This is a genomic window from Dellaglioa sp. CoH-57-MRSF-19 (assembly GCF_056781975.1).
Map to the genome: position 1 here is coordinate 707 of NZ_JBXAXW010000028.1, position 356 is coordinate 1,062.

Here is a 356-nt window from a genome sequence, read left to right on the forward strand (position 1 = left end):
ACTGGAGCAACAGCAGCCGTCGCGTGATGGCTGTGTTCCAGCATCTCGATTCGCGCGATCTGAAAGAAGGCGAGCTTCTTGGTGTACGGGAGACGCGTCTCCCGTTCGTAAATGCCTTGAAGTATGGCAACAAGATCGCCCGTGCCTATGCTGGCGATAAGCAGATTCCGCAAGCCAGTTACATGGTGATCAACTTCGCGGAAAACCGACACCTCAAGATGGGGCCAGCGCAGCGTCGTGAGGCCGAAGCTGCTTATGGTGAACGCCTGAAGAAGGCGATCAAGAAGTTCAAGCCGACCCACATCCTGTTCTCAGGCGATGAGGCCATGCACTCTGTGTTTCCACAAGTGCAACAC

General features: G+C 55.3%; 1 protein-coding gene. It reads left to right on the forward strand.

The genetic code is table 11. The features are described from left to right. Positions 1–26: 26 nt before the first annotated feature. On the forward strand, positions 27–356 hold a 330-nt coding region (locus AC1RO3_RS07950), incomplete at its 3' end, for a hypothetical protein (RefSeq protein ID WP_481763922.1).